Annotated in this window: 28 protein-coding genes and 1 pseudogene; 15 read left to right on the forward strand and 14 right to left on the reverse strand. The window is 63.5% G+C overall.

Annotated features, from left to right (window positions below):
- Positions 1–92: 92 nt before the first annotated feature.
- Entirely contained in the window at positions 93–2,405 is a 2,313-nt protein-coding gene (gene pvdQ / locus L6D80_RS18525) for a bifunctional acylase PvdQ (protein WP_176516538.1), read from the reverse strand.
- A gap of 200 nt (positions 2,406–2,605) precedes the next feature.
- Here pvdQ and L6D80_RS18530 point away from each other — a divergent pair, with 200 nt between their 5' ends.
- A complete protein-coding gene (locus L6D80_RS18530) occupies positions 2,606–2,980 on the forward strand; it encodes a hypothetical protein (protein WP_054903311.1) in 375 nt (124 codons plus the stop codon).
- 33 nt (positions 2,981–3,013) lie between these two features.
- Here L6D80_RS18530 and L6D80_RS18535 read toward each other — a convergent pair whose 3' ends face one another.
- Complete coding sequence (locus tag L6D80_RS18535) at positions 3,014–3,202, reverse strand: hypothetical protein (protein WP_003248064.1); 189 nt, start codon at positions 3,200–3,202, stop codon at positions 3,014–3,016.
- A 152-nt stretch (positions 3,203–3,354) separates the two neighbouring features.
- Between L6D80_RS18535 and L6D80_RS18540 the strand changes: the two genes are divergently transcribed.
- From L6D80_RS18540 to L6D80_RS18555, 4 genes are all read left to right on the forward strand, one after another.
- Entirely contained in the window at positions 3,355–3,813 is a 459-nt protein-coding gene (locus L6D80_RS18540) for a hypothetical protein (RefSeq protein WP_176516537.1), read from the forward strand.
- A 247-nt stretch (positions 3,814–4,060) separates the two neighbouring features.
- Entirely contained in the window at positions 4,061–4,441 is a 381-nt protein-coding gene (locus L6D80_RS18545) for a Mor transcription activator family protein (RefSeq protein WP_176516535.1), read from the forward strand.
- A 67-nt stretch (positions 4,442–4,508) separates the two neighbouring features.
- A complete protein-coding gene (locus L6D80_RS18550; protein WP_054903314.1) occupies positions 4,509–5,168 on the forward strand; it encodes a DUF2589 domain-containing protein in 660 nt (219 codons plus the stop codon).
- Positions 5,169–5,274: 106 nt separating this feature from the next.
- Complete coding sequence (locus L6D80_RS18555; protein WP_054903315.1) at positions 5,275–5,832, forward strand: DUF2589 domain-containing protein; 558 nt, start codon at positions 5,275–5,277, stop codon at positions 5,830–5,832.
- Positions 5,833–5,840: 8 nt separating this feature from the next.
- On the opposite strand, the gene L6D80_RS18560 is transcribed toward L6D80_RS18555, so the two are convergent.
- The 3 genes from L6D80_RS18560 to L6D80_RS18570 are packed head-to-tail and all read right to left on the reverse strand — an operon-like array spanning position 5,841 to position 11,956.
- On the reverse strand, positions 5,841–9,515 hold the full coding sequence (locus L6D80_RS18560; protein ID WP_176516534.1) for a translocation/assembly module TamB domain-containing protein: 3,675 nt from the start codon (positions 9,513–9,515) through the stop codon (positions 5,841–5,843).
- Entirely contained in the window at positions 9,512–11,254 is a 1,743-nt protein-coding gene (locus L6D80_RS18565) for an autotransporter assembly complex protein TamA (protein ID WP_176516532.1), read from the reverse strand. Before L6D80_RS18565 ends, L6D80_RS18560 begins: the two co-directional genes overlap by 4 nt.
- Before the next feature lie 51 nt (positions 11,255–11,305).
- Positions 11,306–11,956 carry a GNAT family N-acetyltransferase gene (locus L6D80_RS18570; protein WP_054903317.1) on the reverse strand — a complete coding sequence of 217 codons (651 nt, stop codon included), beginning with the start codon at positions 11,954–11,956 and terminating at the stop codon, positions 11,306–11,308.
- Positions 11,957–12,119: 163 nt separating this feature from the next.
- Here L6D80_RS18570 and xthA point away from each other — a divergent pair, with 163 nt between their 5' ends.
- Positions 12,120–12,932 (forward strand): exodeoxyribonuclease III, encoded by an 813-nt coding sequence (gene xthA, locus L6D80_RS18575; protein ID WP_054903318.1) that lies wholly within the window; start codon positions 12,120–12,122, stop codon positions 12,930–12,932.
- Between the two features lie 139 nt (positions 12,933–13,071).
- On the opposite strand, the gene L6D80_RS18580 is transcribed toward xthA, so the two are convergent.
- Both L6D80_RS18580 and L6D80_RS18585 read right to left on the reverse strand, forming a co-directional pair.
- Positions 13,072–13,824 (reverse strand): anti-sigma factor family protein, encoded by a 753-nt coding sequence (locus L6D80_RS18580; RefSeq protein WP_176516530.1) that lies wholly within the window; start codon positions 13,822–13,824, stop codon positions 13,072–13,074.
- Positions 13,821–14,342, reverse strand: a complete 522-nt coding sequence (locus tag L6D80_RS18585) for a sigma-70 family RNA polymerase sigma factor (RefSeq protein WP_054903320.1) — start codon at positions 14,340–14,342, stop codon at positions 13,821–13,823. The genes L6D80_RS18580 and L6D80_RS18585 overlap by 4 nt, the downstream gene beginning before the upstream one ends.
- A gap of 130 nt (positions 14,343–14,472) precedes the next feature.
- On the opposite strand from L6D80_RS18585, the gene L6D80_RS18590 reads away from it, so the two are divergent.
- The 4 genes from L6D80_RS18590 to L6D80_RS18605 all read left to right on the forward strand — a co-directional run bounded on the left by L6D80_RS18590 (position 14,473) and on the right by L6D80_RS18605 (position 17,965).
- Positions 14,473–15,519, forward strand: a complete 1,047-nt coding sequence (locus L6D80_RS18590; RefSeq protein WP_176516528.1) for a catalase family peroxidase — start codon at positions 14,473–14,475, stop codon at positions 15,517–15,519.
- Complete coding sequence (locus L6D80_RS18595) at positions 15,516–16,049, forward strand: cytochrome b (RefSeq protein WP_176516526.1); 534 nt, start codon at positions 15,516–15,518, stop codon at positions 16,047–16,049. The genes L6D80_RS18590 and L6D80_RS18595 overlap by 4 nt, the downstream gene beginning before the upstream one ends.
- Before the next feature lie 85 nt (positions 16,050–16,134).
- The gene (locus L6D80_RS18600; protein ID WP_054903323.1) at positions 16,135–17,340 is read left to right on the forward strand and encodes an MFS transporter; all 1,206 of its coding nucleotides are present in this window, start codon (positions 16,135–16,137) and stop codon (positions 17,338–17,340) included.
- A 79-nt stretch (positions 17,341–17,419) separates the two neighbouring features.
- Positions 17,420–17,965, forward strand: a complete 546-nt coding sequence (locus L6D80_RS18605) for a cupin domain-containing protein (protein ID WP_027916793.1) — start codon at positions 17,420–17,422, stop codon at positions 17,963–17,965.
- Between the two features lie 50 nt (positions 17,966–18,015).
- Here the strand turns inward: L6D80_RS18605 and L6D80_RS18610 are convergent, their stop codons facing one another.
- Positions 18,016–18,609 (reverse strand): 2-hydroxychromene-2-carboxylate isomerase, encoded by a 594-nt coding sequence (locus L6D80_RS18610; RefSeq protein ID WP_054903324.1) that lies wholly within the window; start codon positions 18,607–18,609, stop codon positions 18,016–18,018.
- A 28-nt stretch (positions 18,610–18,637) separates the two neighbouring features.
- A complete protein-coding gene (locus tag L6D80_RS18615) occupies positions 18,638–19,369 on the reverse strand; it encodes an SDR family oxidoreductase (RefSeq protein WP_176516524.1) in 732 nt (243 codons plus the stop codon).
- 89 nt (positions 19,370–19,458) lie between these two features.
- Here L6D80_RS18615 and L6D80_RS18620 point away from each other — a divergent pair, with 89 nt between their 5' ends.
- Both L6D80_RS18620 and L6D80_RS18625 read left to right on the forward strand, forming a co-directional pair.
- Positions 19,459–20,022, forward strand: coding sequence for a TetR/AcrR family transcriptional regulator (locus tag L6D80_RS18620; protein WP_176516522.1), 564 nt, complete (start codon positions 19,459–19,461; stop codon positions 20,020–20,022).
- Positions 20,009–20,602, forward strand: a complete 594-nt coding sequence (locus tag L6D80_RS18625) for an eCIS core domain-containing protein (RefSeq protein ID WP_176516520.1) — start codon at positions 20,009–20,011, stop codon at positions 20,600–20,602. The genes L6D80_RS18620 and L6D80_RS18625 overlap by 14 nt, the downstream gene beginning before the upstream one ends.
- 66 nt (positions 20,603–20,668) lie before the next feature.
- On the opposite strand, the gene L6D80_RS18630 is transcribed toward L6D80_RS18625, so the two are convergent.
- Complete coding sequence (locus L6D80_RS18630; RefSeq protein ID WP_371419523.1) at positions 20,669–21,661, reverse strand: bile acid:sodium symporter family protein; 993 nt, start codon at positions 21,659–21,661, stop codon at positions 20,669–20,671.
- 118 nt (positions 21,662–21,779) lie between these two features.
- On the opposite strand from L6D80_RS18630, the gene ampC reads away from it, so the two are divergent.
- Positions 21,780–22,928 carry a class C beta-lactamase gene (ampC, locus tag L6D80_RS18635; protein WP_176516515.1) on the forward strand — a complete coding sequence of 383 codons (1,149 nt, stop codon included), beginning with the start codon at positions 21,780–21,782 and terminating at the stop codon, positions 22,926–22,928.
- A gap of 296 nt (positions 22,929–23,224) precedes the next feature.
- The gene (locus L6D80_RS18640) at positions 23,225–23,557 is read left to right on the forward strand and encodes a hypothetical protein (RefSeq protein WP_054903329.1); all 333 of its coding nucleotides are present in this window, start codon (positions 23,225–23,227) and stop codon (positions 23,555–23,557) included.
- A gap of 47 nt (positions 23,558–23,604) precedes the next feature.
- On the opposite strand, the gene L6D80_RS18645 is transcribed toward L6D80_RS18640, so the two are convergent.
- The 4 genes from L6D80_RS18645 to L6D80_RS18660 all read right to left on the reverse strand — a co-directional run bounded on the left by L6D80_RS18645 (position 23,605) and on the right by L6D80_RS18660 (position 25,664).
- Positions 23,605–23,904 (reverse strand): hypothetical protein, encoded by a 300-nt coding sequence (locus L6D80_RS18645; RefSeq protein WP_054903330.1) that lies wholly within the window; start codon positions 23,902–23,904, stop codon positions 23,605–23,607.
- 141 nt (positions 23,905–24,045) lie between these two features.
- Entirely contained in the window at positions 24,046–24,234 is a 189-nt protein-coding gene (locus L6D80_RS18650) for a hypothetical protein (protein WP_054903331.1), read from the reverse strand.
- A gap of 137 nt (positions 24,235–24,371) precedes the next feature.
- Positions 24,372–24,692 carry a YbjQ family protein gene (locus tag L6D80_RS18655; RefSeq protein WP_003253898.1) on the reverse strand — a complete coding sequence of 107 codons (321 nt, stop codon included), beginning with the start codon at positions 24,690–24,692 and terminating at the stop codon, positions 24,372–24,374.
- An 84-nt stretch (positions 24,693–24,776) separates the two neighbouring features.
- On the reverse strand, positions 24,777–25,664 hold the full coding sequence (locus L6D80_RS18660) for an EamA family transporter (RefSeq protein ID WP_176516513.1): 888 nt from the start codon (positions 25,662–25,664) through the stop codon (positions 24,777–24,779).
- A 225-nt stretch (positions 25,665–25,889) separates the two neighbouring features.
- Here L6D80_RS18660 and L6D80_RS18665 point away from each other — a divergent pair.
- Positions 25,890–26,099: pseudogene (locus L6D80_RS18665) on the forward strand (cytosine permease); the annotation flags it as partial.
- Between the last annotated feature and the right edge of the window lie 283 nt (positions 26,100–26,382).

A 26,382-nucleotide genomic window follows, 5' to 3' on the forward strand; every position in this document is an offset into this window, starting at 1 on the left:
CGTCGCCTGTGTTCGCGGGGCAAGCCCGCTCCCACCTCAACCCTGTTCAGGCTTGCGCGTTATCGGCGATAGGGCCGAGACAGGCGCTCAACTCAGGGCCGAATTGCCACGGCCCCCTTGTCCTGCTCGCTGATCACATACTGCCGATACTCAGGGTCCGCCTTGATCTGTGCCTCGGTGAACGGAATCGGCGCCAACTGCTTGGCTGAAAACGCCCGGGTCTGGTCACTCGAATGGGCCGAAGCGGCCTCGCTTGACTGCGAGAATGCCAATAGCCCGCGCGCCTGTGGCCCCTGCTCGGTGAAGCTGACCAGTTGCAAGTAGCTGGTACCGCTGACCACCAGACGTTTGCCCGGCCCGTGCGGCACGCTGAAGATGGCGTTGTATACCCCCAGTTCCTGCGGGCCGCCTGGCACCGGCGTGCCATCGAGCGCCTGTTGCACTTGCCCCCATTGACTGCCCTCGTCAACACCGTCCTGCGCCACTTGCTGCAATGAAGCCAGTGCCGCCTCGTGCAGCAGCTTGCGTACCGCCGCCTGCTCTACCGCCAGCCCGCGGGGGGTGTGCTGCGGGTCAGCCGGGTCAAACGCCACACGCCAACTGTCCGGGTGCTCGGCCAGGGCGTCGACCATGTTCTGGAAATGCACCAGGCCGATGCCACTGTTCAGGTCAGCCTTGCCGTTCCAGGCCGACAGGCTCGCGCACAGGGCCTGCACATCGGTTTGGGCACCTTTGCACCACTGGCGAAGGTCCGGCAGCAGCAGGCGGGCCAGGTAGACCTCGTCATCCAGCACCATGTTCTGCAAATCATCGACGCCAACCTTGGCCTTGCCTTGCAGCCGCTCCAGCGCGAAGCGGCCCCGCATGCCCAATGGCTGGTCATTGCGGCTGACCAGGGGCGAATAGCCCGTCAAGGGCTGCGCCGGGTTGACCATCCAGGCTGGGTCGTTGGAGTTTTGCACGAAGTCGCTGCGCTCAAGGCTCGGCAGCAGGTGCGCAGGAAAGATGCCAGGCTGCGCCGCCTGCGCATCGACCTTCCAGTGGCAGGCGCTGCGCGAACCATCCAACACCACCAGGGGCTCTGGCGCGGCCGGGTTGCCGCATTGGTTCAACAGCGGCTGGTCCACGTAGGGCACCACCGACTGGTTCAGGTACAGCGCCCGGCCATCGGCATCGACGGCCAGGGTATTGACCCAGGGTATGCCTTGCAGTTGTCCGATCGAACCCTTGAGGGCATCCAGGCTGTCGGCCTGGTTGATGCGGTACCACTGCTGCAGCACACGGGTATTGTCCAGGTTGGCGTCGCGCAGGCTGTAGGCAGCGGTATTGTCCCAGTCCAGCCGGCCTGGCCACTGTACGATGGGCCCGAAATTCGAGCTGTAGACCTGACGCGTTAGCTGGCTCAACGTACCGTCGTCAGCCTTGACCGTAACGCTTACGGTCTGCCGGGCCAGCGGTAACGACTGGCCATCGAGCAGATAGCGGGTCGGGTCCTTGGGGTCCAGTTGCAGGCGGTAAAGGGTGAAGTGCTTGGAGGTATCGACTGTGTGGGTCCAGGCCAGGTGCCGGTTGAAACCGATGTTCACCACCGGCAGGCCGGGCAGCGCCGCGCCCATCACATCCATTTGGCCAGGAATGGTCAACTGCATCTGGTAGAAACGCATCCCGCCCATCCACGGGAAATGCGGGTTGGCCAGCAGCAGACCGCGACCATTGGCAGAGCGTTGCGCGCCGATTGCGACCGCGTTGCTGCCCCGCTGCGATGCGAAGCGTTGCTGCTGGGCCAAGGCGGCGCCAAAGCCGGGCAGCGGGTGCTGGCTCGCCAACTGCGGCGGCTGCGCTGCCGCCAGCGCCTCGGCAAACTGGCCAATACCGCCCTCGGCCAGCAGCCGACGGGTCAGCTTTACCAGATCCAGGCTGGTGATCGGCCGCAGCCATTGGCCATCCCCGCACTCTGCCGGCAGCCCTTGGCTGCGGCGCTCGGCCAGGGCACGGTTGAACCCGCTGGCATAGCCCTCGAGCAAGTCGCGCACGGGGGCTGGCTGGGCCTGAAGGAAGCCGCTCACCGCAGTCGGTGTGTTGAGCCAGGTGAAGAACAGGTCGCTGGCCAGGTTGTCGCGCTGCTCAAGGGTCTGAGCCTGGGCACCAAAATACCGGGAGCGTTCACCGTTGACCGTCAGCACCTCATTGGCGAGCAGGCACAGGTTGTCCTGGGCGTAGGCATAACCGATACCGTAACCCAGACCACGCTCATCCTTGGCCACGATGTGCGGCACCCCGAAGCTGGTGCGACGAATCTGCGCGCTGGCATCAGCAGAGCTTTCCCGCGCTTGCGCGGCAATGCTGGCAGCAACCAGCGCAGCCGCTACCCCAGCGCAGGTCAAAGGACGCGAAATTGAGAACACAGGCACTCCTCGGATTCAGGGTTCATTCCCGATCAGACGAATGGCTGAATGAAAATTTTACGCGCGCTGACAAGTAGAACCGTCTTTATGAGAGCGGTGAACAATCTTTTTTACGCAAAGGCTGCAGATTTGCCGTTCTCATTCGTCCTAGTAAGTGAGGCACCCACGTTTCGGGACAGTCCACGAAAAGGAGCATTCACATGTACAACCCGCAACCCTCGTTGCAGACCGGGCGCGCCCCGGCCAAGGCGGCCAATGGGCAGGACGCCTGCGGGGAAGAACGTGTCGGCAACGAGCAGATTCGTGAGCTGCTGCGCAGCTATGGCCTGCGCACCAGCCTGATCCGCCTGAAGGTGATCGACGCCCTGCACAGCGCCGACCGTACCGGTCGCAGCATTGGCGTGCGTGGCGTGCACGCGCAGCTGGAGCAACTGGACATACCACTGTCGTTTCTCAGTGTGCGCGAGGTACTCAAGCGGCTTTGCGCAGAAGGCGTGATCAGCCTGGGCAGCGACAAATGCTACAGCCTCAACCCGCAAGCGCGCGCTGTGCTGGAGCAGCCCTGCCCGCGCTGAACGCATGGCCGGCCAGCTGGCCGGCCAACAAGGTCAGGGTTTGACCTTGCGTCGCAGAATGCCGTTGATCACCACAACCACCACCGCAATGGCAATGGCCAGCATCTGGAAGGTCTGCTCACTGATCGTGCCCTGCTTCTGCAGATGGGACAGGCCCAGCATAAGGCCCAGCACCACCAGGATGATCAGAAGTGAATATTTGAGGCGCTGCACATGTGTCATCGAAGGTTCCTTGCTACATCGGGGGCAAATGGCTGGCAAAAAGCCGCGGCAATGATACAACGCCCACGGGTTTCGGCGCTGCATTTCCTGCTTAGCGTGGCGCATCAGGCCTGAAAGCATTGGGGGTTCCTACCGCCCATGCTGGAGGCACCATGCTCAAACACGCCCTGCTCTTTCTGTTATGCCTGCCCTTGGGTCCCGTCCACGCCCTGGATACCCGGCAGATACCGTCGGAGCAACTCTTGAACCTGGGCAGCGACCTGACCACTCATGCCGGCGCCAGCCAGTGGCAACAGTTATGGCAACGAACCCGCGCAGCCGGCCACCTGCACCACAACCCCCGGCACGCGCATTTCACGGTCGCGCAACCGCGACTGCCGAAGCTGGCCTACGAAACCTTGGCCCAGGCTGATCAGGTCGAAGCCCGGGGCAAAACACTCGCACTGTATCGCCGCCGTTTCCCGGGCCAGGTCATCGGTATGTCCGATGAGCGCTCCCTAAGCGCACTGTGCCTGTTGGTCGACTGGCGCACCCTCCCCCAAAACATGGCCAACTCAGCCCGCGCCTACCTCGGTAGCGCAAGCTTGATGATCAGCTATCCGTGCGACTAAGGGTACAGGCACCCAGATACCTGATGGAAAAGCGACCTTATGAGAAATCAGGGCCTGCAGGGCATGCCTGAAGCGATGTCCTACATCCGGTGAGCTCGCTGCCTGCAAGCCCTGCTCACCGAAACTACAGGCGCCAGCCCACTTGGCGCCTAGCGACGAGATTCCCCGCTCACTGACAATTCCGGCACGCCAACGGCACATCGCCGCTGGCAACGTATCGCGCCTCATTACCGCGAGGGAGTCTCATATGGAATTGCCAGATCTCAGCACCATCGACATCAGCCAACTGCCGCATTCGCTGCAAGCACTGATCGAATGCATCGGTATTGAAAACGCCTACCAGCTGACCTGTGCCTACGGTGGCAGGCCCAAGTACATCCCCAAGCACCGCGAGCGCACCAAGCTCGCCGACGTACTCCCCGCTGAAGCACTGGAGGCATTGATCAAGCGCTTTGCCGGCGTAGCCCTGGAAATCCCCAAGGCAGACCACTTCCTGCGGCAGTTGCGCAACCTGCAAATCCAGAAAGAAAGCGCCGATGGCTTGTCCCGCAGCCTGCTGGCCGACAAGTACGGCCTGAGCCTTCGCCAGATCGGCAATATCCGTCGCCAGGAGCCCTGCGCTCGCTGACGACTTGTAACCGTGTCTGCCCCTGGCAGCCACCTCCCTGACACACCCACATAAAGAGAATCCCGCTATGTCTATCGACAACAGCCTGATCGGATCCGTCATCAATGCCTTGCCCATGGACCGGATGATTGCCGGGCCCCTTCAAGCCATGGTCCAGGCACAGGTCACTGCCAGCAAATCCTATGCAGACTTCCTCATGCAGGTCTGCGTACAGGATGGCAAGGCCGTTGCCATCCAGTTCGACTACGACGAAACCATCGTCAACGAACAGGGCGAATACAAAGGCATCGTCAGCAAAACCATGAAGGTGCCGCTGATGGCGGCCATCACCCACCCGAACATCGTCATCGATGAAGGTAACGTCGAGTTCGAACTGACCATCAGCCAGGCCGCCGAGGACTTCACTGAGTCCGCCAAAAGTGGTGAGGTTTCCGCCTCGTTGGGCTGGGGTCCGTTCAAGCTGGACATGAAAGGCAGTATCAGCCACAAGTCGACGCAGACCCGCAAGACCGATACCCGGGCCCGCTATGCCTTCAAGACCACATTGCGCCGCCAGGAGCCGCCCGAGGCCGTGATGAGGGTGATCGATTTCCTCACCGAGGCAGCCACCAAACCGACGGTTGTCGAAGGCGCCGCGCTGCAGAGCCAGGGGCAGATTTCCCAGGCCGATACCTTGAACGGCATCACCGCAAACACCCCTTCGCGAGAGGCCAGAACGGAGCCTTGAGAGCATGCCTGCGTGTTGAGCTGAATGCTCTTGGCAGTACCTCAATTTCGCCATGACCGCCCCGCTGGCAACAGTGGGGTATCTTCCGCACCGAGGAGCCAAGTGATTGGACAAGCACCCTGCCCCCATGACCGCGATAGACCTGCGAGACATCACCCGCGGCTTGCAAGAGGCCGCTGCGGCGACCAACAGCCTGATTGCCCAGCAGTACATCAACCTTTTCGACCAGTTCTTCGACATCGACCCGCAGATGCTTGGCAGCCCCATGAAAGCCAAGATGGTAGAGGTCGCCATGGACGACAATCACGTGATGCGCGTCCCGTTGTTCGCGCTGGTATCGCCCAAGGGCCTGGCCCTTGAGCGTATGCAGGTCGACCTTTCCGTACGGGTCAATGGCACACAAGCGCTACAAGCGCTGCAGGCCGAAAACGAACAGGCCGGTGCCGCCAGCTTCAAGGTGACGATCGGCGCGCAGGGCCGCCAGGGCGATGCGCGCGATCCCGACGAAGTGCAGATTCGCATGCAGTTTCACGCCAGCGAACCGCCCGAGGCACTGAACCGCCTGATCGAGGAGTACACCAAACTGATCACGCCCCTCCACAGGCCCGCCACGCCGCCTGCCGACGATACCAACGAGTTCGTCGAAGCCGCCACCGTGCGGTGACGGCAACTTCAGAAGTCCCGTTTGTAGAAGATATCCAGCGAGCTCGCCAAGCCGCTGGCTGCCTCCAGGTACACCTTTTTGCTCAGTTTGTAGCGCAATGCGATGGTGTTGGCCGGCTCGAACACCCCTACGCCGTAACGCAGGCTGAGCTTTTCAGTCAGGTTACCGCTGGCGACCACGCTGGTGCTATCGCCAGAGCCTTCGGTGTCGAGCTGGAAATCATCGATCCCCAGGCTCGACGCCAGGCTGCCGGTGATCCCGGCGCTGCCTGCCAGGCCCAACCCCAGCGCTGCCTCGGCCAGCATGTTGTTGTCCTCGCCCGAGGTGCCCAACGGGCGCCCCAACACCAGGTAGGACAGCGCCTGCTCCTGGCTCATGGCCGGCTCCGAGAACACTTGGGTGGTGGGTTGCTCGGCGCTGCCGCTCAGGCGGATGCCGGCGATCACGTCATCGACCTTGCGGATGGCCTCGATATCCAGGTAGGGCTGGTCGAGAGGCCCGGCGAACAGCAGGCGCGCCCGGCGAATGGTCAGGCGCTGGCCATAAGCCCGGTAGCGGCCATCGGCCAGGCTCAGTTCGCCACGGGTATCGAGGTTGTCGCCGATGTGCACATGGCCGAGCAGGTTGGCGCTCAGGCCAAAGCCACTGAACGACAGCTTGTCTTGTCCTACCTCCACATCGATGTCCATGGCCATCGCCATGGGTGCCTTGCCCTCCTCGGTTTGATGGCCAACGATAACGGTGTCGTCCGACACCTTTACCGTCGACGGCGGCAGTTCGCGCACCGTGATCTTGCCTTTGGGCACGCGTACCTTGCCTATCACCGCCAGCTTGTCATCGATCAGACGCAGGTTCAGGTCGGGCGCCACCTCGAGCGTTGCGTAGGGTTCGACGGTGACCGGCAACTGCTGGCCCTGCACGCGCACGTCCATGCCCAAGGCCTGGCCCCAGGTTACATGCCCCGCCAACGTAGCGCGCCCCGCTTCACCGCTGCGCCAACTGCCGTCAAGCTGCACCTGTTCGCCCGCGATCAAGGCTTGCAGCGACAGGTCCTGCACGCTCACTGGTAGCTCGGCACCACTGACTTCGCCACCCTTGAGGCTCAGGCTGCCGTTGACCTGCGGGGCCAGCAAGGTGCCGGACAACCGGCCGTCGCCATTCAACTGCCCGGCCAGCCGCTCGACCATGGGCACGAATGGCCGGGCAATCGACAGGTCCAGGCCGGCCAGGCTGAACTCGCCGGACAGCGGCTTATCCTTGCCCAACGGGTCGAGCCGGGTATTGACGCTCAGCGTCCCCAGGCGCTCACCACGGAACGCCAGGCGAGTATCGATCCGGCGTGGCGCCAGGGTGCTGTCCAGGCGCAAGGCCTGGTAGGGGAAGTCGACCCAACGCCCTTTGTCACGTACCCGCAGGGTGCCGCCACTGGCGTCGACCGCAACGGTGCCTTTGGGGCCGCTGGCTGGAATGTCCAGGTTGATGTCAGCGTTGAGCAGCCCTTGCCAGGCAAAATCCTTGGGCAGCCACTGCGCCAGGCTATCGAGGGGGAACTGCTTGAGGTGATAACGCAGGCGCGGCTCTGGCGCCAGGCGCTGGTCATCGCCGCACAGGCTGGCTTGGCCAGAACGCCAGCAGTGGGTTCCGAAATCTATCTGACCGCTGGCCAGGCGTTGCAGGCGGGCAGGCGCTTGCAGTTGCCAATCCTGGCCACCGGCCTGGACCCTGCCGCTGGCCAGACGGCCACGCCAGTCACCTTTGTTCAGTTGGCCATCCAGACCAAGGTCGAGCTTCAACTGCGGGCCGTCGAGTGCCAGCGTCAATGCCTGCTGGCGGATATCGCCCTTGCCGTTGGTGCGCAAGGTGCCCAGTACCGTATCGCCCAGGCGGATGCCAGTGGCCTTGAGGTCGATCACGCCACGCTGGGCGCTGTCCAGGCGGGCATCCAGGTCCAGCCGCTGGATACGGTTCTGCTCCTGCGCCAGTTGCTGCCCCTGCAACGTCAGGATGCCCTGCGGGGCCTTCAGCGTACCGCTTACATCCAGGCGCCCCTTGGCCTGGCCCTGCAGCCCGGGCCACAGCTGCCCCAGGCGCGGCAGGTCGAGGTCGACACGCCCGGCCAACCGCTGCTGCAGGCTACCGCTGCCATTGATACGGTTATCGCCCAACTGCACCGCCAGCGCGCCGAGGGTCCAGTTCTGCCCGGCACCTTGCGCTTGCACCTTGAGCACCGCCGGCTGCCCACGCAGACGGCCCTTGAGGTCCAATTGCGCCTCTAGCGTGAGCTGCTCCCCTTTCATTTCACCCTTGCTGCGCAAGGGGCCTGCCAATGTGCCAGGCAGCTCTGCGAGCCAGTAAGCGGGGTCGAGTGCCGACAACTGCAGATCAACGTCCCAGGCCAGCGTATCGGCGAAGCGTACTTCAACGCTGCCGACCGCCTTTCCTTGCCCAGCGGTCAGGGCCAAATGCGGCAGACGCACCTGGCTCAAGTCGCCTTCGAACGGGCTGGCCAGGGTAAATGCCCCCGCCGGGCCGTCGAGGTCACCATTGAAAGCACCTTGGTAATGACCATCACGGTAATGCACTTGGGCATCGAAGCGTTTGAGCGTAACGTCTGGCGGCGTTTCCAGCGGATACAGGCGCAGCCAGGGGAAGTCCTGCCAGTCGACCCGCGCGTCGGCGGTCAACCCTTGCTGCCAGTCGGCGCTGGCCTGCAGCTTGACGCGCTGGCTGTCGCTGGCAGAAAGGTCCAGGGCATCCAGTTGCGCCCCTTTGGCATCGACCTTGCCCGTGAGGGCCAGGGCGATCGGTGCCTGTTCAGCAGGCAAGCTGGCACTGCCAGACAATCGATAGCCGTTGAGCAGGTCGCCTGTGGCATCGAGCTTGAGCTGATTGAGCTGCAATGTATCGGGCAGCGAGGCCGCTGCTTTGAACGCGTCGGCGCGAATGTGGAGCGTTGCCGGCAGGTGCTCGGCCAGGGCCTGTACCTGGCCGGTCAGCCGGGCGTCGAGGTAACCGCTGCTGGTTGCATCCAGCTCGAGGGCCTTGTGCAATTCTCCTGTAGCGGTCAATGCCAGCTGCCAGGCCTGGCCTTGCACTGCCGGCAACTGTACCTGCCCCTGAAGTTGCAGCGGCCAGTCGCCTTCTGGCTGCACATTGCCCTGCACATCGACCCGCAGGTCATCGCGTTGCAATTGCAGGCTGTCGACCCGCAGCCCCGCGGCAGTCCAGTGGGCAGCCAAATGCAAGTCACCCAGCACGTCACTGCCGTCCAGACGCAGTTGGCCGACCTTGAGTTCACCCAGTTCGATGGCCACGGGCAAGCGCAGTACCGGCAGTTGCACTGGCCCGCTGTCGGCGGGCTGATCGCTGGGCCCGAAGGCCATGTCGATGCGCTGGGCATGCAGTTGGTCGATGCACAGCGTGGCCCGCAGCAAACAGCCAGGCGACCAGCTCAATAGCGGCGCTTGCACTTGCACGCGGCTGGCACCGTCGCTCCAACTCAGCTGGCTGGCCTGCCAGCGGCCTGCCAGGCGGCCCTGAAAGTCGTTGACCTGCAGCCCCGGTACGCGCGCAAGCGCCCAACGGCTGCCGCCCTCGGTGCCCAGCAGCAAGCCTACAGCCAGCATCACCAGCAGCACGCTGCAGAGCACGCCGACCAGCACGAATTTGAACACACGCATCACAGCTCGGGCCCCATGGAGAAGTGCAGGCGAATACCGCCGTCGTCATCGAGGGCCTTGGCCAGGTCCAGGCGCAATGGCCCGACCGGCGAAACCCAGCGCACACCAAAACCCACCCCAGTCTTGAGGCTAGGCAGTTCCAGGGTGTTGAACGAATTGCCCTGGTCGACGAAGGTCGCCACCCGCCACTTTTCGGTCAACGAATACTGGTACTCGACGCTGCCTGCCACCAGATAACGGCCACCGATGCGGTCGCCATCGCTGTTTTTGGGCGACAGTGTCTGGTAGTCGTAACCACGCACACTCTGGTCACCACCGGCAAAGAAGCGGAGCGAGGGGGGTATGTTGTTCTTGTAGCCGTTGGTGGCGCTGCCACCGAACTGCACCCGGCCCAGGAAACGGTGGTTGTGGCCGAGGGTGGTCAGGCCCTTGAGGAGCACATTGCCGTGCAGCAAGTTGGTGTCCGACACCACCCCCTCCTTGGCCACCTGGGTGTCGAACTGCAGGCGGTAGCCGTTGTGCGGGTCAATGCGGTTGTCGCTGCGCAGGTAGGAGAAGCTTATGCCCGGCATCAACAGGTTGCTCAGGCCCGAATCGTCACCCAGCCGATATTCTTCGCGCTGGTACTTGAGCGAAATCACCCGCTGCCAGCCGCTGGGCAGCTTGCTGTGCCACTCCGGGCCAACGGTGAGCAGCTTGCTGAGGGTATCGGTGCCGGCGATTTCTTCGTTCTGGTAGCCACCGGCGAACCGCAGCTTGTCGGTCAGCGGCGGATCGAGCGGTATGTCGTACCACAGGCCAACGTTCTGCCGCGGCGCCGACAGTTCGGCTTCCCAGCCATAGCTGTGGCCTTGGGGGTTGACCCAATGGCGTGTCCAGTTGGCTTTGCCACGCGGGCCGACATCGGTGGAGAAACCCAGGCCAAGGCCCATGGTCCGCGGTTTGCGCGTGTCGAGGCGAACGTCCACAGGGATTTCTTCGGCCACGGCGGCGGTGGGTGCGGCATCGACACGCACGCCTTCGAAATAGCCACTCGATTGCAGGTCGTTGTTGAGTTCGGCGATCAGTTCCGAATCGTAAGGGGTGCCAGGCTTGAACGAAACCATGCGCTGCAAGAGGTCTTCGTCCAACGGCGTGTCGCCACTGAACCTGACCGCCCCAAGGCGATAGCGCTGGCCGCTGTTATAGACCAGCTCGATATCAGCCACCCCGGCCTGCGGGTCGACCGCCAGCCGCTGACGGCTGAAGCGCCCACTGAAGAACCCGTAGCGCGACGCCTGGTTTTGGATCAGCCGCTTGGCGTCCTCGTACAGCCCATGGTTGAGCGGCTCACCCGGGCGCAGGGCTTTGCTGTCCGGCACGCGAAAGGCCTTCATCTCGCTGGCCGGCCCTTCGATGCGCACGGTCACGTTACGCAAGCGGATAGGCTCGCCTGGGTCGATACGGATGATCAGTTGTAGAGGTTGGTCGGCTTTGGCGGGCGGCTTGACCTCAGTGTCGATCTGCGCCTGATAGTAGCCAAGTGCCTGCGCAGCCTTGCGCGCCTGCTCCTGTGCCCCGCGGCTGAAGCGCAATAGCGCCTCTTCGTCGCGGTCTCCAAGGCTCCCGATATAGCCTTCGACATTGGCCTTGAGCGCCTTGTTGGCCGGTTTTACCTGCACCAGCAACTCGCTCTGGCCCCATGCTGCGAAACTGGCGGCCCAGAAAACCAGGCCCCAGGTTAGTCTTCCTGAATACGTCATGCGGCGCATGCTACCAGAGCGAGGCGCTCAAGGGAGCCGTCTGGCGGCCCTTCAAGCGATTGTGGGCATGGAGGACTCCGGGTTGGGATGAAAGAACACCCGCTCTCTGATGGGGCCTACCGCCACCTCGCCTATCTCCTGATAGCCCTGGCGCTCGTAAAACGCCAGGTAATGCTCATTGCCCGAGTCCAGCACCACCCCTTGGGTGTTGGGGTCTTGCGCGCACCAGTCGTGCACCGCCTGTAACAACTGTTCGCCGTAGTGGGCCCCACGAAACTGCGGGTGCACCCCCAGCAGCGGCAGCATATGGACCTGGTCCGTCGGCAAGCAACTGGCCAGCGCTGCCTGGTAGTCCATGTAGCGCCGGGTGCAGCGTTGGCCGGTGCCCAGCAGCATACGCAGGCGCCATGCCCAACTGTCAGCCACGCCCAGCCTGCGTTGCGGGGGCACGATCAACGCCAGGGCAATCAGGCGATCGTCCAGCAACAGGCCAATGGCCGGCAGTTGCAGATAGAAATGCTGACGGACCCATTCGCGCACCATCACCCGCAAGCGGCGCTCATAGCCCGGGCGCTGAGCTTCGAAGATATAGGCAAAGGTCGGTTCGTTGCGGTAGGCGTGGTACAGCAGCGAACGTGCCTCGCGGCTGTAGCCGTCATCGAGCGAGCAGATGCGGGCTTGGGCGGCAGTGGCTTCGGGCATTGCGAGAGGTCCTCCTGGAATCGGCATACAGTGCCTTGGAGGGTGCTCCGCTGCGCATCGTTCACCCCAGCCTGCACGTTAGCAGCGCCTTGGCAAAGCTGCCACGCTGGTGATGACGGCCGATGTCGGCTAGCATCCGGCCTTTTATCAGGATTGTCTTTCCATGAAGATCGTCTGTTTCAACATCAACGGCCTGCGAGCCCGCCCGCACCAGCTGGCGGCGCTGATCGAAAAGCACCAGCCGGACGTGATCGGCCTGCAGGAAACCAAGGTCAGCGACGATCAGTTTCCCCTGGCCGACGTCGAAGCGCTGGGTTACCACGTGCATTACCACGGCCAGAAGGGCCATTACGGTGTTGCCCTGCTGTCCCGCCAGGCACCGCTGAGCCTGTTCAAAGGCTTTGCCAGTGATGAAGAAGACGCGCAGCGCCGTTTCATCTGGGGCACTTTCGCCGATGCCAACGGCACGCCGATCACGGTCATGAACGGCTACTTCCCCCAAGGCGAAAGCCGCGACCACCCCACCAAGTTCCCCGCCAAGCAGCGCTTCTACAGCGACCTGCAGGCGCTGCTCGAAGGTCAGTTCAGCAATGACCAGCCCGTGCTGGTCATGGGCGACATGAATATCTCGCCCCAGGACTGCGACATCGGTATCGGCCCGGACAATGCCAAACGCTGGCTCAAGACCGGCAAGTGCAGCTTCCTGCCTGAAGAACGGGAGTGGATGGAGCGCCTCAAGGGCTGGGGCCTGGTGGACAGCTTCCGCCACCTGCACCCGGACGTCGCCGACCGCTTCAGCTGGTTCGACTACCGCAGCCGCGGCTTCGAGGACGAACCCAAGCGCGGCCTGCGCATTGACCTGATCATGGCCTCGCAGGGCCTGGTACCGCGTATCAAGGCGGCAGGTGTGGATTACGAGCTGCGGGCGATGGAAAAGCCTTCGGACCATGCACCGATCTGGCTTGAGCTGAGCTGAGAATGCTCACGGTGTGAAAGTGCATGAGGGCTGCCAGAGGCATGCCTTCATGCCGGTGGTGCCCTTGAGGTCGAACCCTGCGCCTTCGGCGCTCGGCCTCCAGGGCATTGAGCACTGTTCGCCAGCCCCGCACAAAACACTACAGCCCCAGCCGCAATGCCTCCCCCACCCCTGCCCCGCGCACATCGTCCGCTGCACTGACCAAGGCAAAGTTGTACGCCCCATGCGTCCAGTAACGTGCCTCCAGCTGCCCGTCTACCCGCTGCCCCTGTGGCATACGCTCATAGTGTTCACCGGGTGAACGCAGGAACAGGCTGATGCGCTGCCCCCTGCGATCCTGGAACACCAGCAACGCCGCCGGCCCCTGCTCGTTGCTCAGCAGGCGCGCGCCTACCGGCTGGAAGCCGTAGACGCCAAGATCAGGCAGTTGACCTACACGGTTAAAATGCCTGCCCAGCCAATCGCGCAACTGCGCCGGGTCACTGGCCTGGATATCCAGCGCTTGGCTGTCGGCGAACAGCCGATGGGCCTGGACGGCATCAGCCATGGGCAGGTCATTGCCCGCCAAGGTGACCTGCCGCGCCTGCCAGCCGCCGAGCGCGCCCACCCCCATGGCCAGGAGCAGCACCGCCACCGAGGCCAGGCGCCGCTGCCGTCGTTGGCGCAAGCGCCGTTGCACATGCCGCACGTCGAGCTGGAGCCTGCCCGGCTGTTCACCGAAACCCGCCAACGCCGCCCGCAGGCGCCGGGCATCGTTGCGCCAGGCTTCAAGGCGCAGCGCCTCCTGCGGATTGGCCGCCAGCCAGGCTTGTACTTCGGCACGACGGCTAGGTTCGAGCCGGTCATCGACATAGGCATGCAGCTCGTGCTCGCTGGGTATCAGATGGGTCATTTGAGTCTCCGCAAGGCAGGGGGCTGTGGGCTGTCCTCGGTCAGTTCACGCAAGGCGGCACGGGCGCGCGAAAGGCGCGACATGACCGTGCCAATGGGAATCCCCATGGCTTGAGCGGCTTCCTTGTAGCTCAACCCCTCGACGCTGACCAGCAACAGCAATGCACGCTGTTCGGTCGACAGGAGGGCAAACGCTTGCAGATCGGCCTGGGCCAGGACGATGGTCTCGACACTGTCCCCGACCGCCTCCTCCTCACGTTCGGCGCGGCCGAACCAGGAAAGCCAACGGGCATGCAGGCGGTCACGGCGCTTGCTGTCGAGAAACAGCCGGTAAAGGATGGTGAACAACCAGGCACGCAGCGCCTCGGCGTCGCGTTGCTGGCTGCTGCGGCTCAATGCACGTTCGACAGTGCCCTGAACCAGGTCATCGGCGCTGCCGGGCTCACGTGTCAGCCACAAGGCAAAGCGGCGCAGGCGCTGCAGCAATTCGCGCCATTGCTGTTCATCCAGATCATGCATGGCAAGGTACCGGGCTCTGGGGTGGTCAGTGTAGGGGGCAGACGCCTGGCAAGAAAATCTATTCCCGCCGGTGGAATAAGTTTTTACCTGCCCCGTCGTACCCGCATCTTCACTGAACCGGACGCACACCATGAATGCACCCTTGCACGGGCCAGCCAAGGCCCTGCGCCTGGCCGGCATCGGCGCCGTGATGCTGGCCCTTGGCGCAGGCTTTGCCTATGCCGCTGGCTGGATCAACGGGCCGCAACTGACCCCGCAGCGCATCATCGACACCTTCGAAGCACAGGCCGGCCACTATCCGGGTTATCGCAAGAACCACGCCAAGGGCCTGTGCGTCAGTGGCTACTTCCAACCCAGCGGCCAAGCCGCTGCACTGTCGACGGCGCGCGCATTCAGCCAGCAGCACGTGCCGGTGATCGGCCGCTTTGCCATTGGCGGTGCCAACCCGTTCGCACCCGATACGGGCGTCCCGGTCCGCAGCCTGGCGATCCAGTTGAGCACTGACGACGGCCAGGTCTGGCGCACCGGGATGAACAACCCGCCGGTGCTGGCAGTGAGCACGCCAGAAGGGTTCTACGACCAGGTACTGGCAGGCGCACCGGACCCGGCCACCGGCAAACCGGACCCGGCAAAAATGCAGGCGTTCTTTGCCGCCCATCCTGAAAGTGCGGCATTTCGCCAATGGGCCGCCAGTTACAAACCCAGCGACAGCTTCGCCAGCACTCAATACCACAGCATCAATGCTTTCCGCCTGATCGATGCCGGCGGCAATGCCCACCCGGTGCGGTGGCAGCTTGAGCCACAGACGCCATTCGCTGCCCTGCCCGGCCAGGTCGACGACAAGCAGTTCCTGCAACATGACCTGCAACAGCGCCTGGCCCAGGGCCCACTGCGCTGGACCCTACGCCTGGTCCTCGCTGACCCCGGTGACGCGCAGGATGACCCGGCGCGCCCCTGGCCCGCCGAGCGCCGCAGCGTCGATGCTGGCACCTTGGTCATCGAACAAGTGGATGCCCCCGAGCAAGGCGCCTGCCGTGACCTGAACTTCGACCCGCTGATCCTGCCCCGTGGCATTCAAGCGTCCGATGACCCGATCCTCGCCGCCCGTTCGGCGGCCTATTCGGAATCCTTCAACCGCCGCAGCCGCGAATCCCTCGGCGCAGGAGCCCACCCATGAAACCTGAAGCCTTCCACCCATTGGCGCGCTTGCTGCACTGGCTGATGGCGATACTGATCGTGGCCATGCTGTTCATTGGCGTGAGCATGGTGGGCGACCTGTCGTTGCGTCACCCCACCCTGGTCGAGCTGCACAAGGCCACCGGCCTGGCGCTGCTGGTATTGGTGATCGTGCGCATCGGCATGCGACTGACGTTGCCCCACCCTGCGCTCCCCCACGACCTGCCAGCGTTGCAGCGCATCGCTGCGGGCGCCTCGCACCTGTTGCTCTATGGGCTGATGCTGGCCATGCCGCTGCTGGGCTGGGCAATGCTTTCGGCCGGCGGGTATCCGCGGCCGCTGCAGTTGCCGGCGATCGCACCCCACGATCTGCAGCTCTACGCCGTACTGCGCCAAGCCCATGGCTGGGCCGGCTACCTGCTGTTCGCCACCGTTGTGGTGCATCTGGGTGCGGCACTGATGCATGCGCTGGTGCGCCGTGATGGCGTGTTGCGTAGCATGTGGCCAGGCCCCCTGCGCCGCAGCGACTGATGGCGATGGCCCAGGGCAGGCTCGACAAACGATAAGAGTTCTCATTAATCTGAATGACTTCCGCTTACCTGCCCTGGACTGCCCCATGAATGTCGCAAAGGACCCTGCCACCCTCACCCCTGCCAGCACCCTGGACCTGCGCCCTTTGCTGCTCGCCAACATGGCTTGCACCATGTCGATGATGGCCTTCGTTGCCTTGATCGGGCCCATCGCACGCCTGCTGGGCATGGCCACCTGGCAAGCCGGCGCGGCGGTGACCGTGGCCGGTGTGGTCTGGGTGCTGCTGGCCCGCCCATGGGGCCGGGCGGCCGATCGCCTGGGGCGTCGGCGGGTCCTGCTGCTGGGCAGTGCCGGCTTCACGCTGGCCTACTGGTTGCTGTGCCTGTTCGTCGAGGGTGCCCTGCGCTGGTTGCCGGGAGCGACCCTTGCCTTTGTCGGGCTGATGCTCGCGCGCGGCTGCATCGGTGCCTTCTACGCCGCAATACCGGTGGGTTGCAATGCCTTGATCGCCGACCATGTCGGGCCACAACACAGGGCCCGGGCCATGGCCTCGCTGGGTGCGGCCAATGCCGTCGGCCTGGTACTGGGGCCGGCGCTGGCGGCGCTGCTGGCACGGCACAGCCTGAGCCTGCCGTTCCATGTGATGTCCCTGTTACCGGCCAGCGCGTTTCTGGTCCTGCTGTTCAAGCTCAAGCCACACCCCCTGGCCATCAGCCACGCGCCCAGCCCGGTGCGCCTGAGCGACCCTCGCTTGCGCCGCCCTCTGCTGGTGGCCTTCAGCGCGATGCTGAGCGTGACCGTGTCGCAGATCATCGTCGGCTTCTTTGCCCTCGATCGCCTGCATCTGCAGCCGGCCGAGGCTGCTCAGGCTGCAGGCATCGCCCTGACCACGGTGGGGGTAGCACTGATTCTGTCCCAGGTGATCCTGCGCCAACTGGAATGGCCGCCGCTGAAAATGATCCGCGTCGGCGCCAGTATTTCCGCCCTGGGCTTCGCCGCTGGCGCGCTGTCCACCAGCGCCCCGGGGCTTTGGAGTTGCTATTTTGTCGCCGCCGCCGGCATGGGCTTCGTGTTCCCAGCGTTCTCGGCACTGGCTGCCAATGCCATGCAGGCGAGTGAACAAGGTGCCACCGCAGGCTCCATCGGTGCCGCACAAGGCATGGGCGCAGTCATCGGGCCGCTGGCCGGCACGCTGGTCTACGCCCTCGACCCGCGCCTGCCGTTCCTGGCGGTGGCACTGCTGTTGCTGCTGGTCGGGCTGTGGCCGATGCCGCGTGAACCACGCGCCTGACAAGCACAGCGCGCAAGCGTGCAGAGTGTGTTTTAATGCGTCGCCCATTATTTTTAACACCTCTAATTACAAGGCGGCTATGGACACCGGGACACGACTCAAACTGGTGCGTGAACGCAACAACCTCTCCCAACGGGAACTGGCCCGCCGCAGCGGGCTGACCAACTCGACGATCTCGCAAATCGAGCAGAACCGCGTCAGCCCTTCGGTCAGTTCCCTTAAAAAATTGCTCGAAGGGATACCCATGACCCTGGCGGAGTTCTTCAGCTTCGACGAGCCAGTGCGGGAAGAGCGTTTCGTGTTTCGCGCCAGCGAACAGCCAGACCTAGGCCGCAATGGCCTGCGCATGCTGCTGGTCGGAGCCAGTGTCGAGGCGCGGCAAATGCGCATGTTGCGCGAGCTGTATGCACCCGGTGCCGACTCTGGTGAGCCTATCGTGCATGCCGAAGGCGAGGAATGCGGCCTGGTTACCCGTGGCACCGTGGAGCTGTGGGTCGATGGCCAGGTGAGCATCCTCAACTCGGGTGACGGTTACTACATACCCACCACCCTGCCCCACAGCTTCAAGAACATTGGCCAGGACGAGGCAGAGATCATCAGCGCCAATACCCCGGCGAATTTCTGAACCGGCGTTGAGCCTGACGGCCTCTTGAACCCGCAAAGAGGCCATTGCTGTTAGTGCCTGAGCGCCTCTTCGACGAAATCCAGGCGGTCCTGGCCGAAGTACATCTGCCCCTCGACGAAACAGGTCGGCGCGCCAAACACGCCGCGCTCCACAGCCTCTTCTGTCACCTGCTTGAGCGCCGCCTTCACGTCAGGATCAGCCGCCAAGGCGTGTAACTGCACCGGGTCAAACCCCGCCTCGCCCAACACTTGCGCCAGCACTGCAGCATCCGCCAGGTTACGGCGTTGCGCCCAAAGCCCGTTGAACAATGCCGCCAACAAGGCTTCGAAACGTTCCGGCGAACGCAACTGCATGCCGATCACACCCCGCATCAAGGCCAGGGTATTGATCGGAAAACCCGGCGGCAGGCCGAATGGCACGCCATAACGTATGGCGAAGCGCCCCAGGTCGGTGAACATGTAACGCCCCTTGGCTGGGATCATCGCCGGCGAAGCATTGCCCGTGGCCTGAAACACTCCACCCAGCAACAGTGGCCGGTAGCGCAACGTGGCACCATGACGGGCGCACAGGGCGGGAAGTTGGGTCCAGGCCAGGTAGCTGGCCGGGCTGCCCAGATCGAAGAAAAATTCGACAGTCTTGCTCATGCATCGCACTCCTTTGATGAGTCAGCGCTTACCAACGCTCCATCCACGGGCGCAGGTCCAGCTCGAATGTCCAGGCGTCACGCGGCTGCGCGTGCAAGAACCAGTAACTGTCAGCAATGTGCGCAGGGTCGAGAATGCCGTCCTGGTCCTTGAGGGCATAGCGCTCGGGGAACGTGTCGCGGATGAAAGCCGTGTCGATGGCGCCGTCCACCACGACGTGGGCAACATGCACATTCCTTGGCCCCAGCTCCCGCGCCATGCTCTGGGCCAAGGCGCGCAAGCCATGCTTGGCCCCGGCGAAGGCCGCGAAGCCGGCCGCACCGCGGGTGCCGGCAGTGGCGCCGGTGAACAGAATCGTGCCGCGCTCGCGGGCAACCATGCGCCGTGCTACTGCCTGTGCCGTAAGGAAGCCGGCAAAGCAGGCCATTTCCCAGATCTTGAAGTATTTGCGCGGGGTTTCTTCAAGAATGCTGCAGGGCACATTGGCACCGATATTAAACACAAACGCTTCGATCGGGCCGATCTCACGTTCGATGGTATCGACCAGTTCGGCGACTTCGTCCTCCTTGCGCGCATCCGAGCCAAAGCCATGGGCCTGGCCACCTGCCGCCCGGATCTCATCGACCAGCGGCTGCAGCTTGTCGGCCTGGCGGCGGGTAACACAGGCGATGTACCCCTCACGGGCAAACCGCTTGGCGATCTCGCCGCCGGTAGCGTCCCCTGCACCGATCACCAGCACCACTTTTTGTTGTTCTGCCATGCGCGCCCCCATTGATGAATGATCGTTTAGTAAACGAACGCTATGTTATGATCGTCGCCATCGTCAAGCCAGTGCGTAGAGGTTTTTGCATGCGCTATCCCAGCGAACACAAGCAGCAGACCCGTGACAAGTTGCTGGCCAGCAGCGGCGCGCTGGCCAAACGCGGCGGCTTTGCCAGCACCGGCGTCGCCGGGCTGATGAAGGCCATTGGCCTGACCGGCGGCGCTTTCTACAACCACTTTCCGTCCAAGGACGACCTGTTTACTGAAGTGGTCCGTCAGGAGTTGAGCAACAGCCCTCTGGCCCGCCTGGCTAACCAGGGTGCCAGCCGCGAGCGTCTGGGCCGCTGCTTGCAGCAGTACCTGAGCCTGGCCCACCTGCACAATGCTGAAGGCGGCTGCCCACTGCCACCTTTGGGCGTGGAAATTGCCCGAGGCGGCCGGCCGGTGCGCGAGGAAGCCGAGCACTGGCTGGTCAGCCTGCACGCCGCCTGGAGCAGGACCCTGGAAGATGACGCACTGGCCTGGGTGTTGATCAGCCAGTGCGTCGGGGCCTTGCTGGTCGGGCGCATGCTGGCCAGCGAGGACGTGCAATCCCAACTGCTGGAGGCCAACCGCAGGTTTGCCGAGAGGGCGCTGAATGAGGGGGGCTAGCCTGCTGCTGGCACTGGTGTCGTGCGCGGCGGTGTCCGCCGAGCCGGCCTGCCCACCTGGGCAATATCAGGTCTGCCTGATGGCCTGTTTCTGTGCACCGGTCGACCCTGGCCAGGCAGGGCGGGTGCTCGAGGATGTCCAGGTAATGGCCTCCAGCAGCCTGGCCTATGCCCTGCGCCAGGCCCGCGACGAAGCGACAGCCAGCGGCAGCGCGCCGATGCCCCTGCATATTCGTGCGCAGCTCGAACCCTGGTACGACTTTGCCGTGCTGGATGCCGCACGCTACCGAGTCGGCGACGAACAGCAGCTCAGTGCCGCCAACGCCATGCTGCAAAACCCGGATGTGAACGCAGTGACGCTGATCGACACGATCATTTTCCGCCACGCAAGCGACGCTGAGGACAACGTGGCACTGTGGGCGCACGAGCTCAAGCACGTAGAGCAGTATCAAGCGTTGGGGGTGGATGGGTTCGCCACCCGTTACACGCGCAACTACGATGAGCTGGAAGGGCCGGCATACCAGGTCGAAGCAGAGGTGCGCAAGGCACTGCGCGAACGCCGCTCCGGGCAGGCCCGCTAGCCTGGACAGGCCTTTTCACGGATAACTTCGCCGCCGCGCAAGGCCTGCACAAGCGATTCAAGGAACTCAGGAGGACGCAGCAACCTCCTCACCCGCCCCTTCCCTGCTGGCATAGCGCTGCGCCAGCACCGCACACACCATCAACTGGATCTGGTGGAACAGCATCAGCGGCAGGATCATCGCCCCTATTCCACTACCCACGAACAACACCTGCGCCATCGGCACCCCCGTAGCCAGGCTCTTCTTGGAGCCCGCGAACAGGATGGTGATGCGGTCTTCCAGGCTGAAGCCGAGCACGTTGCCCAGCAGGCGCGTCCCGTACAGCACCACGGCCAGCAGAATGCCGCATACCACGAACAACCCCGCCAGATGCTGCGGCGATACTGTGTGCCACAGGCCGGTGACCACCGCTTCGCTGAACGCGGTGTATACCACCAACAAGATCGAGCCCTGGTCCACCAGCTTCAGCCAGCGTGCATTGTTCTTGACCCAGGTACCAATCCAGCGCCGCGCAATCTGCCCGGCGACGAAAGGCACCAGCAGTTGCAGGGTGATCTTCAGTACCGCATCCAGGCCCGAACCAGTATCGCCGTTGGCACCGAGCAGCATCAACACCAGCAGCGGGGTCAGGAAGATGCCGATCAGGCTCGAGGCGGCTGCACTGCAGATGGCTGCTGGCACATTGCCCCGTGCCAGCGAAGTAAAGGCGATGGCCGACTGCACGGTGGCTGGCAAGGCACACAGGTACAGCACGCCCAGGTACAGCTCGTTGCCCACCAGCGGCACGAACAGCGGTTTGAAGGCCAGGCCCAGTAACGGGAACAGCACAAAGGTGCAGGAAAACACCAGCAAGTGCAGGCGCCAGTGCCCGGCACCTGCGATGATCGCTTCGCGCGACAGCTTCGCGCCATGCAGGAAGAACAACAGGCCGATGGCCAGGTTGGTCAGCCAGCCGAAATACACCGCGCCGTCGCCCGAGCAGGGCAGCACGGTCGCAATGAACACCACCCCGAGCAAGGCCAAGGTGAAGTTGTCGAACAACATGCGCACATACTTCATAGCAGATTCCATCTTGTCGTTATGCAAGGGCAGACGATAAGGTCTGTGGCCTTTTCCCGCTAACGCCGGAACCCCCACCGGTGTCGCTCAACGGACACCTCCTGATAAGGACCCCTGCATGCCGCACACCCGCCTTGCCTCGTTCGCCTTCACCACTGCACTGCTTTCATGCGCCACCACCGCGCACGCGGCCGATCCATTGCAGGGCCGGGTAGACGAGATCATCCCCCCGCTGATGCAGGAGCAAGGTATCGCCGGCATGGCCGTGGCCGTGTACGCGAATGGGCAAGCGCACTACTTCACCTATGGCGTGGCCAGCAAGGACGACCACACGGCCGTCACCGCCGATACCCTGTTTGAAATCGGTTCGCTGAGCAAGACCTACACGGCCACACTCGCCGCGCTGGCCAGCGCCGAGGGCAAGCTCGATCTGGAGGCCCCGGCCAAGCGCTATCAACCCGCCCTCGCAGGCACGCCCTTGGGCGAGGCCAGCGTGCTCGAGCTGGGGGTCTACAGCGCCGACTGCCTGCCGTTGCAGTTCCCCGATGCGGTGCAGACCGCCGAGCAGACCTTGAACTTCTTCCGTACCTGGAAGCCCCGTGCCGAGCGCGGCACCCAGCGTTGCTACTCCAACCCCAGCCTGGGGTTGTTCGGTGATCTGGCAGCGCGGGCGCAGCACCGGCCATTCGCGGAACTCATGGCCCAGCGCCTGTTGCCGCAGATGGGCCTGAAGCACACGTACCTGCAAGTACCGGCAAGCGCACAGGGCCTGTACGCGCAAGGCTACGACGCGCAGAACCGCCCGGTGCGGGTGAGCCCTGGGCCCTATGCCGACGAAGCCTATGGCATCAAGACCAGCGCGACCGACCTGCTGCGCTATGTGCGCCTGCACATGCAGCCGGCCGAGCTCTCACCGGCTTTGCGCAACGCGACCGCCATCACCCAGGCCGGCTACTTCCAGGTGGGGGCCATGACCCAAGGCCTGGGCTGGGAGCGCTACCCCTACCCCGCAGCGCTCGTCACCCTGGTAGATGGCAACAGCCCCCGGCTCATCCAAGAGCCGCAAGCCACCCAGCGCTTGACCCCGGCACTGCCTGCACTGCCCAAAGCCTGGTACAACAAGACCGGTTCAACCAGCGGTTTCGGCGTCTACGCCGCGTTCATTCCGTCTGAAAACCGGGCGATCGTCCTGCTGGCCAACCGCAACTATCCCAATGAAGCGCGGGTGCGTGCCGCGTACCAGATTCTCTCCAGCCTTGACCATTGAAAGGCGGTCTCGGCAGGATTGTCCGACAAGATGTAGTGGTTGAAAATATTCACTACAAAACGGTTGACGCCATTCCTCGCCCTTGGGCATGATGAAGCCGTCTCCCCGATCGGGAGCGGTGGCAAGGGTATTCCAGACGGCCTGCGCGGTAACGCAGGCCGTTCGTGGAGAGGGAACTGTCCAAAAGGCAGCGTGAGAAAGCCCCTGTTGCGATGCTGCTGTAGCAGCCTTGGTAGAGCGCTACAAACTGTGGCGCCAACTGTGAAAATCACCAACGAATGGGTAATGGGGGCTTTATGATGAACTTGAACAACAATCCCACAATCGATCAATTGGCCGAACTGTTCGCCGCACGCAAGGACAGCCTCGACGACCACCTGCTGTGGGTAAACCAGACCGGCGATGTGCGTCTCGACCGCCTGCCGCCGAACACTGTCGAAGATGAATTCGAAGCGCACCTGCCCAGCATGCGCGCCCGCTTCAAGGTCTACCGTCGCGGCCAGGGCTACGTCGGCAAGAAGGCTGCCGCCGACACCGAGTTCGTCGGCCGCGTGCTGCAGACCCTGCAACAAGAATGGCCGGCCGCCCGTGAGCGGCAGGCAATCAAGGTGATCGATCCGCTCAACTGAGCGATTGCACCACTTCCTGAGCCCGGCCCCCTGTAGGCCGGGCTTTTTCATGCCTGCCGGCGCTGCCTTTGCGGCAATGCCAGTGCCCCGGTCGCCAGCGCCCTGGCCCGGTCGACGCCCCACACCAGCGCACGGGTCATGGTTTCGCCTGGCCGTGACGGGTAATACTCCTCCACCAGCGCCTTGCCGTCCTTCCCGTACAGCCCAAGGAACAGTTGCGTGGCACCCAGCCGCGACAGGCGGACCTGCACGTCGAAGGTAGTGCCGTCACTCAGTGCTTCATCGTGGCTGCGGCTATGCAAATGCGCATCGGCCCAACGCCAATAGGTTTCTTCCCTGACTCGCATGGAAATCAATCCTCCTTTTCTGAGATGCGCGCAGAAAACCACAACGGCATTGATTCGGCGAGCGCGACCCACCGTTACCATGAGCAGGATCAAGCAAGGCCAACAAAAACCCCGCCGTTCGGCGGGGTTGTGTGAGCGGGTTCACTTTTTCGGTGGAACCCGAGGGGTGAATCGGCCCTTCTTGGCGCGCTGCAGGTGTGCCGGCTGCAGTTGTTCCGAATCGTCCAGCGTCATGTGGGCAAAACCCAGGCGAAATGCCGCCTGACCGCAACGCACCTGGCTGTTGATCGGAAACGCCTCATTCATGTCTTCGAAAAAGGACTCGCTCATGCCCTGTCTCCCTCCAGTGGCGACGCGTCGGCAAGAACTCGCTTGCCTGGAAAACGCGGCCTGTGAAAATGAGACTAGCCGGTCATTTGCGGACTGCTCGGCCGAAACTTCCAGAGCCGACCAGTGGCAACATGGCATCACTTCAAGCGCACGGCCGTACCGGTGGCAAACACCACGACCATGCCGCCCTGCACCGAAGGCATGCTGATTTCAAAATCGACGCCCACTACCGCATCGGCTTGCAACTGCCGTGCCCGCGCCTTGAGTTCTTCGGTGGCCTGCTCCCGGGCCTCGCGCAGCGCGCTCTCCAGGGTCTGGGAACGCCCGCCGAAGAAATCGCGAAACCGTGTGAAAAAGTCACGCACGAAGTTGATGCCCTGCACCGATTCTGAGCTGACGACGCCAAGATATTCCGCAATCGGGCGGCCTTCGAGCTGGCTGGTGGTGGAGATGATCATCGGATGCTCCGTTGGCTTGGCAAAAGAGCCTAAGTCTAACAAAGCACCGGCTTCTTCGCGGGTAATCCCGCCCGCGCAGGGCCCCTACTGCGCACTCGCCGCGCGCAAGCGCTGCCCCAGCTTCGGCCCGAACACATTGACCAGCAACCCGAGCATCACCAGCAACGCCCCCCACCCTTGAACAGCGGTCAGCCGTTCACCCAGCAGCCAGGCCGACGAGCTCAGGCCAATGACGGGTACCAGCAACGAGAACGGCGCGACCTTGCCCGCAGGATGGCGCGACAGCAGCTTGCTCCACAGGCTGTAGCCCAGCATGGTGGCCACAAACGCCAGGTAGATCAGCGCCAGTACCGAGCTCCAGCCAATGTTGGCCAGCGCATGGCCGATACGCTCCGGGCCCTCAAGCCACCACGACAACGCCAGGAACGGCAGCGGCGGGATCAGCCCGCCCCAGATCACCAGCGCCACCAGGTCCACGGAGCCAAAGCGCCGGGTGATGATGTTGCCCATGCCCCACATGGCCCCGGCGCACAAGGTCAGCAGCAGCGCCACGATCGGCACATGGCCGCTGTCCTCACTGCCGATCAGTGCCAGACCGCTGGCCGCCACCAGCAAACCAAGCACGCTGGCAAGGCGCAACCGCTCACCCAGAAACAGCGCAGCAAACCCTAGGGTGAAGAAGGCCTGGGATTGCAGCACGAGCGACGCCAGCCCAGGCGGCATGCCGCTGTACATGGCCTGGAACAGGAAGGCGAACTGGCCCAGGGAGATGGTTGCACCATAGGCAATCAGCCAGCGCCAGGGCAACTTGGGCCGCTTGACCAGCAGCACCCCCGGAAACGCGACCAGCGTAAAGCGCAACGCCCCCAGCAGCATCGGTGGCAGGCCATCCAGGCCGACCTTGATGACCACGAAATTGACTCCCCAGGCGACAATCACCACCAGGGCGATCAGCAGATCCTTGAGCGGCATTGCGACTTCCTTCTTCCGGCGTTCTAGACATATTTCGTTACAGCATAAGGCCAATTCCTGGCACAGGACCGGCACAGTTGCGGGCCAGCCTTGCGCAACAGTCGCCCTCAGCCTTCACTTGACCTTACTTGTATAGACATACTCATATCGCCGTGCAGCCATGCGTGGCACGCCTCGCCAGTGGCCATCTCCCTTACACAAAAACAATGAAGCGGAGCCCTCTGGCCGGGCGTCGGTGTCTATACCGTGGGCGTGCTGGTACAGATGCCATTGATCGATACCAAGCTGTACACCGGGCCGATGGTTGCGCACCTGGGCGGTGTGGACGTGTCGTGGCTGATCGGTCTGGTGCTGCCGAGCGTGCTGTATTACTGGGTAGCGCGGCGGCGTGCCGACGAGGCCCCGACTCGCATGATCGTGCCTGAGCCACGTTAACCCCCTTTGAGCGCGGCTGGCCGTTGCCGAACGATCTGAGCCCGCCGGTCCAGTCGTTGCAAAAAACGCAACGACATTGATCGCCCCTGTCATTGAGCCCCTCCTCCCTGCCCTTTAGCGTTGCTCACATAAGAAATCATCCTGCATAGGTGACCCCCGTGAGCCACCTGATCCCCGCCGTCAACCTGGCGATCGACCCGGCCGAGCTGGTACAGCCCGACCGTGTCCACACCTCCCTCTACACCGACCCGGCGCTGTTCGACGCCGAGCTGGAAAAGATTTT

The sequence above is a fragment of the Pseudomonas ceruminis genome (genome assembly GCF_021602025.1).
Lineage (GTDB): Bacteria > Pseudomonadota > Gammaproteobacteria > Pseudomonadales > Pseudomonadaceae > Aquipseudomonas > Aquipseudomonas ceruminis.